The organism is Achromobacter anxifer, from assembly GCF_903652925.1.
In the GTDB taxonomy this organism is placed as follows: Bacteria; Pseudomonadota; Gammaproteobacteria; order Burkholderiales; family Burkholderiaceae_B; genus Achromobacter; species Achromobacter anxifer.
Genome location: NZ_CAHLAR010000010.1, coordinates 278310 through 285371 on the forward strand (window position 1 = coordinate 278310; position 7062 = coordinate 285371).

Consider the following 7062-nt stretch of genomic DNA (forward strand, 5'->3'; position numbering starts at 1 on the left):
CTCTCCCCTCCAGTCCTCCTTCTAGGACCAGTCCATGTTCAAACACCCTGTTTTCTCGCTGACCAAACTCGGCGCGGCGTGCGCAACCGTGGCCGCCCTGAGCGCTGCGCCGCTCGCCCATGCGCAGGCCCTGGCGCCCGCCGCCGCCACGGAAACGTCCGCGAGCCGCGCGCCGGAACTGACCTTGCAGGCCATGGCGTCGTCCGAGGTCAAGCAGGACACGGTCCGCATCTCCTTGTCCGCCGAGGTCGAAGCGCCGGACCAGCCCGCCGCGGGCAAGAAGCTGACGGCCATGCTGGACGACGTGGTCAAGCGCGCCCGCGACGTCAAGGGCGTGGAAGTGCGCACGGGCGGCTATAACGTCTGGCCCAACACGTCCAGCAAGGGCAAGATCGGCTCCTGGCGCGGCCAGGGCGAAGTGATTCTGGAGTCCAAGGACTTCGAGGCGGCCGCGGCGCTGGCGTCCAAGCTGTCCGACAAGACCGCCATCTCCAACATCAGTTTCCTGCTGTCGCGCGAAGCGCGCGAGGCCGAAGAGCGCAAGTTGCTCAAGGAAGCCGCCCAAGCCTTCAAGGACCGCGCGCTGGCTGCGGCCAACGCCTTCGGTTTTTCGGGCTACCGCCTGTCCAAGCTTGAACTGGGCGGCTCCGGCGGCCCGGTGCCGATGCCGCGCATGATGGGCGCGGCGGCCATGGCCAAGGATGCTTCCGGCGGCTACAGCCCGGACGTTCCGCTCGAAGCGGGCAACGTCACGGTCAGCATCGCGGTCAACGGGACGATCGTCTTGCAGTAAGGCTGAAGATGATGGCGCCCAGCGCGACCATCGGCAGGGACAGCCACTGTCCCATGCTCAGCCCGCCCGCGAGCAGTCCCAGGAAATTGTCCGGCTCGCGGGTGAACTCCACCAGGAAGCGGAAGGCGCCGTAACCCATCAGGAACAGCCCGCTCACCTGGCCCAGCGGGCGCGGCTTGCTGGAAAACCACCATAGCAGCGCGAACAGCACGATGCCTTCCAGGCCCAGCTCGTAGAGCTGCGACGGGTGGCGCGGCAAGCCATCGCCGCTGCCGGGAAACACCATGGCCCACGGCACATCGGTGGGCCGGCCCCACAGTTCGCCATTGATGAAGTTGCCCAGGCGGCCAAAGCCCAGCCCCAGCGGGATCAGCGGCGCGATGAAATCGCTTACCGCGAAAAACGGCAGCTTCTTCTTGCGCGCGAACAACAGCATCACCAGGATCACGCCGATCAGGCCGCCGTGGAACGACATGCCGCCTTGCCACAGGTACAGCACTTCCAGCGGATGGGACAGGTAGTACGACGGCTTGTAGAACAGCACATAACCCAGCCGCCCGCCCAGCACCACGCCCAGCACGCTGTAGAAGATCAGGTCTTCCAGGTCCTTCACGTTCAGCGAGGTGGTGTGGCCGCTGGTGATGCGCCGGCGGCCCAGCAGGTACACCAGGGCGAAGCCCAGCAGGTACATCAAGCCATACCAGTGGATGGCGAGAGGCCCGATTTGCAGGGCGACGGGGTCGAATTGGGGATATTGCAGCATGTTCTGCCCGACACAATGAAGTTGAATGATAATAACCGGCGAGCATTGAAGATTCGCGCGCAAGCGAGCCAGTTCCCCGGGGCGGCAGCCATGTTCGAGCCCCGGCGGCCGACAGGAGACAGACCATGCCGCATAACGAACGTTCCCGCCACATCACCCAAGGCGTCGCGCGGGCGCCCAACCGCGCCATGTATTACGCGCTGGGCTACCAGGAAGCCGACTTCGAGAATCCCATGATCGGCGTGGCCAACGGCCATTCGACGATCACGCCGTGCAATAGCGGCCTGCAGCGGCTGGCAGACGCCGCCATCGATGCCATCCGCGCGTCCCGCGCCAATCCCCAGGTATTCGGCACGCCCACCATCTCCGACGGCATGTCCATGGGTACCGAGGGCATGAAGTACTCGCTGGTGTCGCGCGAGGTCATCGCGGATTGCATCGAGACCGCGGCGCAAGGCCAGTGGATGGACGGCGTGGTGGTGATAGGCGGCTGCGACAAGAACATGCCGGGCGGCATGATCGCGCTGGCGCGCACGAACGTGCCCGGCATCTATGTGTATGGCGGCACCATCAAGCCTGGTCATTACAAGGGCAACGACCTCACCATCGTCTCCGTCTTCGAGGCCGTGGGCGAATACACCATGGGCCGCATGCCCGAAGAGGATTTCAAGCAGATAGAGAAATGCGCGATTCCGGGTTCGGGGTCCTGTGGTGGCATGTACACCGCCAACACCATGAGCTCCGCCTTCGAAGCCATGGGCATGAGCCTGCCGTATTCCAGCACCATGGCCAACGAGGACGAGGAAAAGGTCGCCTCCGCCGCCGAGTCCGCGCGGGTGCTGGTCGAGGCGGTCAGGCGCGGTCTGCGCCCGCGCGACATCATCACGCGCGAGTCCATCGAAAACGCAGTATCCGTCATCATGGCCACGGGCGGTTCCACCAATGCGGTGCTGCACTTCCTGGCGATCGCGCATGCCGCGGAAGTGCCGTGGAACATCGATGACTTCGAACGCATCCGCCAGCGGGTGCCGGTACTGTGCGACCTGAAACCCTCCGGCAAGTATGTCGCCACCGACCTGCATCGCGCCGGCGGCATTCCGCAGGTCATGAAGCTGCTGCTCAACGCAGGCCTGCTGCACGGAGACTGCATCACCATCACCGGCAAGACCATTGCCGAGACCCTGGCCGACGTGCCCGATGCGCCCCGCGTGGACCAGGACGTCATCATGCCGCTGGACCGCGCGCTGTATCCGCAGGGCCATCTCGCCATCCTGAAAGGCAATCTGTCGCCCGAAGGCTGCGTCGCCAAGATCACCGGCCTGAAAAATCCCGTCATCACGGGGCCGGCGCGCGTGTTCGATTCCGAGGGCGATGCCATGACTGCCATCATGGCGCGCGAGATCCGCGATGGCGATGTGGTAGTCATCCGCTACGAAGGCCCCAAGGGCGGCCCGGGCATGCGCGAGATGCTGGCGCCTACCTCGGCGCTGGTCGGCCAGGGGTTGGGCGAAACGGTGGGGCTGATCACCGACGGCCGCTTCTCCGGCGGCACCTGGGGCATGGTCGTGGGCCACGTCGCGCCGGAGGCTTTCGTGGGCGGCCCCATCGCGCTGATCCGCGAAGGCGATTCGGTTACCATCGATGCCCACAAGCTGCTGTTGCAGCTCAATATCAGCGACGAAGAAATGGCGGCTCGTCGCCAGGCCTGGGTTCAGCCCAAGCCGCGTTATACACGCGGTGTGCTTGCCAAGTTCGGCAAGCTCGCCAGCACCGCGAGCCGTGGGGCAGTTACCGATGCATTTGAAGAGTAGTCTGTTGTTGGCCGCCGCTTGCGTCCTGGGCGCGGGCGCGGCCCAAGCGCAAACCACAGGCCTGGACCTGGCCAAGAACAAGGCCTGTATGGCTTGCCACCAGGTCGAAGCCAAGCGTGTGGGCCCGCCTCTGAAGAGCGTCGCCGAACGCTATGCGGGGCAGGGCGACGCCATGGTGGATTACCTCGCCGGCAAGATCCGCGGGGGCGGCCGTGGCGCCTGGGGCGCCGTGCCCATGCCTGCGCAGACCCAGGTCAGTCCGGAAGACGCGCGCGCGCTCGCCGAGTGGATCTTGTCGCTGGCGCCGCCCAAGCAGTAGTCTTATCGTCCGCGCCCCGCGCATGCAAGCTGGGGGCGCCTGGCCGCAGCCTGCGGCCGCTTATCAGGAAGGAATCGTCATGGCAGAACAACCCTCACCGGGCAACGAGGTCGCCGTACTCGGAGGCGGCTGCTTCTGGTGCGTCGAAGCGGTGTTTACCGAGCTGCGCGGCGTCAAGAGCGTGCTGCCCGGCTACAGCGGCGGCCACGTGGACAACCCCAGCTACGAACAGGTTTGCGGCAAGGACACGGGGCACATCGAAGTGGCACGGGTGGAATTCGATCCGGCCGAACTGTCCTACAGCGACTTGCTGCGTGTGTTCTTCGCGACCCACGATCCCACCACGCCGGGCCGCCAGGGCAATGATGTCGGTCCGCAATACGAATCCGCCATCTTCTGGCAGAACGAGACGCAGCGTGAGCAGGCGCAAGCCGTTATTGCCGAAGTCGAGGCGCAGAAGGTCTATGACGCGCCCATCGTGACGCACTTGCTGGAACCCGCCCGGTTCTGGCAGGCCGAGGACTATCACAGCAACTACTTCGCCCTGCATCCCGAGCAAGGCTATTGCCAGTTCGTGATCGCACCCAAGGTCGCCAAGTTCCGCAAGCAGTTCCAGGACCGCTTGCAGAAGTAAACGGCGAAAAAAAACCTCACCAAAGGTGAGGTCTCAAGGCCAGCGCCGATGCCCGAGCACCGGGCGCTGGCGGGGGAAGTCTTTATTCGACGGTCTTCACCACGCCGCGGCGCATCTGGTCCAGTTCGATCGATTCGAACAGGGCCTTGAAATTGCCTTCGCCGAAGCCGTCGTTGCCCTTGCGCTGGATGATCTCGAAGAAGATCGGGCCGATCTGGTTTTCGGTGAAGATCTGCAGCAGCAGGCCGCCGCCCGGCGCGCCATCCAGCAGGATGCGGTTCTTCTGCAGGCGCGCCACGTCCTCGCCGTGGTTCGGCAGGCGGCGGTCCAGCAGTTCGTAGTAGGTTTCCGGCGTATCCAGGAACACCACGCCATTCTGGCGCAATGCCTCGATGGTGGCGTAGATGTCTTCCGTGGCCATGGCGATGTGCTGAATGCCTTCGCCGCGGTACAGGTCCAGGTATTCCTGGATCTGGCCTTTCTCTTCCGTGCCTTCCTCGTTGATGGGAATGCGGATGTTGCCGCAAGGCGAGGTCATGGCCTTGGACTTCACGCCTGTCACCTTGCCCTCGATATCGAAGTAGCGCACTTCGCGGAAGTTGAAGAGGCGCTCGTAGAACTCCGCCCACTCAGCCATGCGGCCCTTGTGCACGTTGTGGGTCAGGTGATCCACCAGCGTCAGGCCGGCGCCGCGGTGATTCAGGTCGGCCTGGGCGTTCTGCGGATCCACGGGCACGAAGTCCACGTCATAGATGCTGATGTCGCCGATGCCGCCGTGGCCGTCCTTGCCGCTCCAGCGGTCGACCAGGTAGATCAGCGAATCGCCGATGCCCTTGATCGCGGGGATGTTGAGTTCCATCGGGCCGCTGTGCGAATCGAAGCCCCAGGCGCCCAGTTCCAGCGCGCGCTTGTAGGCTGCGTTGGCATCCTGCACGCGGAAACCGATGGCACAGATCGACGGGCCGTGCAGGCGCGCGAAACGCTGGGCGAAGGAATCCGGCTCGGCGTTGATCAGGAAGTTCACGCCGCCTTGGCGGTACAGGGTCACGTCCTTGTGGCGGTGCTTGGCGATGGCCTTGAAGCCCAGCAGCTCGAACACCTTACGCAGCGCGGCGGGGTCCGGCGCGGCATATTCAATGAACTCGAACCCGGCGGTGCCCATCGGGTTGTCCCAGGGTTGGAAAGCGCTGCTCATAAGTCTGCTCCCTTGCATCGTTTTTAAGGCCGACTTGTTCTTCAAGTCTAGACGGAGATTGTAGGAAGGAACGACGGGCAGACAATTGCAAACATGTCGCGAAAGCTAGTAGGTTGAGCAATAATATTGCCGTACTAAAAATATTTGGGGCTGAAAATGTCTGACATCGAGCTGGATAGGACAGATATACGGATTCTGGCCGAATTGCAGCGCGACGGGCGCCTGAGCAACCAGGAGCTGGCCGACCGTGTGTCGCTATCGCCAAGTCCCTGCCTGCGGCGCGTCCGGAGACTGGAAGAGAAAGGATTCATCAAGAAGTACGTCGCGCTGATCGACGCGGGAAAGGTGGGTTTGGGACTGCTGGCGTACGTGAACATCCGGTTGAACAAGCACAGCGGATCCAGCCATGCGCCCATGAGCAACTTCGCCCGCGACGTGCAGCTCTGGCCGGAGGTCGTCGAGTGCTATGCCATGTCCGGCGACATGGACTACCTGTTGCGGATACAGGTCGCCGATCTGGCGCATTTCTCGCGTTTTGCCATGGACACGTTGATGCGTCACCCGGCGGTGGTCGATATGCGCTCGTTCTTTGCGCTTCAGCAGATCAAGGAAACGACGGAGCTCAGACTCTAGCCGTCGCCGCCCACCTGTCTCCATCTCTATATATAGAGGCGATCCCCGGCGAGCTCGTGGCGATCGGCGGCGCTCGCGTGGCTTGGTCTTCTCCAACTGAGCGGGGAGCAATGGCTTCCATCTATATATAGAGTGAGAACTTCCCCCTGCAATCGCTGTCTGTAGAACAGATTGCAAGGCGTCCATGTGCCAAATGATCCGGCCCGCTATATGTGTAGTCGATCCTGTGGCGTAGGAGAGGATCAGTGCGTCCCCATAAACCTTCATCTTTTTGAAAAAAGGGTGTCACCTCGGTGGCGCAAGCAAAATTCCGTGCTATAGTCTCGCTCCTTCGCGATTCGGGCAGTTTCTGAAGCGCGGAGCCAGGCAAGCACACAGGTCGGCAAGGGTAACCAGCGGATCTGCCGCCAGGGACTCGGAAACGGGCGTCCAGCGGTTATTGCAAGGATTGCAGCAAATTAGGCAGAAGCCAGTTGCGCAATCAGCAAAAATGGTGCTATAGTCTTGGGCTTGGCTGGTGATGCGGATTAAGGGTTTTCCCTAGCATTCTCAGTCACCTGAATGGTAGCCAACCTCTGGAGATCCAGGGCTGCGATCGGAGCGAAAGCGAAGGTTGCGGGGTTGCAAGATAGGATGCAAATTAGGCAAAAGCCGGTTGCATAATCTGCAAAAGTTGTGTTATAGTTTCAGGCTTGGCAGTTGCCGAAAACTTAGGGTTAACCCTGATATTTCGATAGCTGCTAAGGAGGGGTGGACCTGAAGAGGTCGCAAGCAAGAAGGCGAAACGATGGATGTGACGCTGGCTTGACAAGCGATAAAAACTTCTTCATAATCTCGTTTCTCTGCTGCTGACACGGCGATGTCGCGAAGGCGACGGAGCGTGAAGTTGGTAGCAAGATGCAGTAAGAAGTACA

Annotated in this window: 8 protein-coding genes; 5 read left to right on the forward strand and 3 right to left on the reverse strand. The window is 62.3% G+C overall.

Annotated features, from left to right (window positions below):
* The first annotated feature begins 34 nt into the window (after positions 1 to 34).
* Positions 35 to 793: an SIMPL domain-containing protein gene (locus HWY37_RS27285; RefSeq protein ID WP_175209970.1), complete on the forward strand. Its 759-nt coding sequence runs from the start codon at positions 35 to 37 to the stop codon at positions 791 to 793.
* Here HWY37_RS27285 and lgt read toward each other — a convergent pair.
* Positions 768 to 1556 carry a prolipoprotein diacylglyceryl transferase gene (lgt, locus tag HWY37_RS27290; RefSeq protein WP_175209968.1) on the reverse strand — a complete coding sequence of 263 codons (789 nt, stop codon included), beginning with the start codon at positions 1554 to 1556 and terminating at the stop codon, positions 768 to 770. The two genes, HWY37_RS27285 and lgt, sit on opposite strands and share 26 nt — an antisense overlap.
* Positions 1557 to 1681: 125 nt before the next feature.
* Between lgt and ilvD the strand changes: the two genes are divergently transcribed.
* The 3 genes from ilvD to msrA all read left to right on the forward strand — a co-directional run bounded on the left by ilvD (position 1682) and on the right by msrA (position 4320).
* On the forward strand, positions 1682 to 3367 hold the full coding sequence (gene ilvD / locus HWY37_RS27295) for a dihydroxy-acid dehydratase (RefSeq protein WP_176090274.1): 1686 nt from the start codon (positions 1682 to 1684) through the stop codon (positions 3365 to 3367).
* Positions 3351 to 3686, forward strand: coding sequence for a c-type cytochrome (locus HWY37_RS27300; RefSeq protein ID WP_175209964.1), 336 nt, complete (start codon positions 3351 to 3353; stop codon positions 3684 to 3686). Before ilvD ends, HWY37_RS27300 begins: the two co-directional genes overlap by 17 nt.
* Before the next feature lie 79 nt (positions 3687 to 3765).
* Positions 3766 to 4320 carry a peptide-methionine (S)-S-oxide reductase MsrA gene (gene msrA, locus HWY37_RS27305; RefSeq protein ID WP_175209962.1) on the forward strand — a complete coding sequence of 185 codons (555 nt, stop codon included), beginning with the start codon at positions 3766 to 3768 and terminating at the stop codon, positions 4318 to 4320.
* A gap of 82 nt (positions 4321 to 4402) precedes the next feature.
* Here msrA and hppD read toward each other — a convergent pair whose 3' ends face one another.
* The gene (hppD, locus tag HWY37_RS27310) at positions 4403 to 5515 is read right to left on the reverse strand and encodes a 4-hydroxyphenylpyruvate dioxygenase (RefSeq protein WP_059373040.1); all 1113 of its coding nucleotides are present in this window, start codon (positions 5513 to 5515) and stop codon (positions 4403 to 4405) included.
* A gap of 156 nt (positions 5516 to 5671) precedes the next feature.
* Between hppD and HWY37_RS27315 the strand changes: the two genes are divergently transcribed.
* On the forward strand, positions 5672 to 6148 hold the full coding sequence (locus HWY37_RS27315) for an Lrp/AsnC family transcriptional regulator (protein ID WP_176090275.1): 477 nt from the start codon (positions 5672 to 5674) through the stop codon (positions 6146 to 6148).
* 678 nt (positions 6149 to 6826) lie between these two features.
* On the opposite strand, the gene HWY37_RS34570 is transcribed toward HWY37_RS27315, so the two are convergent.
* A partial coding sequence (locus tag HWY37_RS34570; RefSeq protein ID WP_217706411.1) for a hypothetical protein occupies positions 6827 to 7062 on the reverse strand: 236 nt, incomplete at its 5' end.

What these genes read in the sequence shown, in the direction of transcription:
- HWY37_RS27285 (WP_175209970.1), top strand. Translation starts at nt 35, where the DNA reads ATGTTCAAACACCCTGTTTTCTCGCTGACCAAACTCGGCGCGGCGTGC.
- lgt (WP_175209968.1), bottom strand. Translation starts at nt 1,556, where the DNA reads ATGCTGCAATATCCCCAATTCGACCCCGTCGCCCTGCAAATCGGGCCT.
- ilvD (WP_176090274.1), top strand. Translation starts at nt 1,682, where the DNA reads ATGCCGCATAACGAACGTTCCCGCCACATCACCCAAGGCGTCGCGCGG.
- HWY37_RS27300 (WP_175209964.1), top strand. Translation starts at nt 3,351, where the DNA reads ATGCATTTGAAGAGTAGTCTGTTGTTGGCCGCCGCTTGCGTCCTGGGC.
- msrA (WP_175209962.1), top strand. Translation starts at nt 3,766, where the DNA reads ATGGCAGAACAACCCTCACCGGGCAACGAGGTCGCCGTACTCGGAGGC.
- hppD (WP_059373040.1), bottom strand. Translation starts at nt 5,515, where the DNA reads ATGAGCAGCGCTTTCCAACCCTGGGACAACCCGATGGGCACCGCCGGG.
- HWY37_RS27315 (WP_176090275.1), top strand. Translation starts at nt 5,672, where the DNA reads ATGTCTGACATCGAGCTGGATAGGACAGATATACGGATTCTGGCCGAA.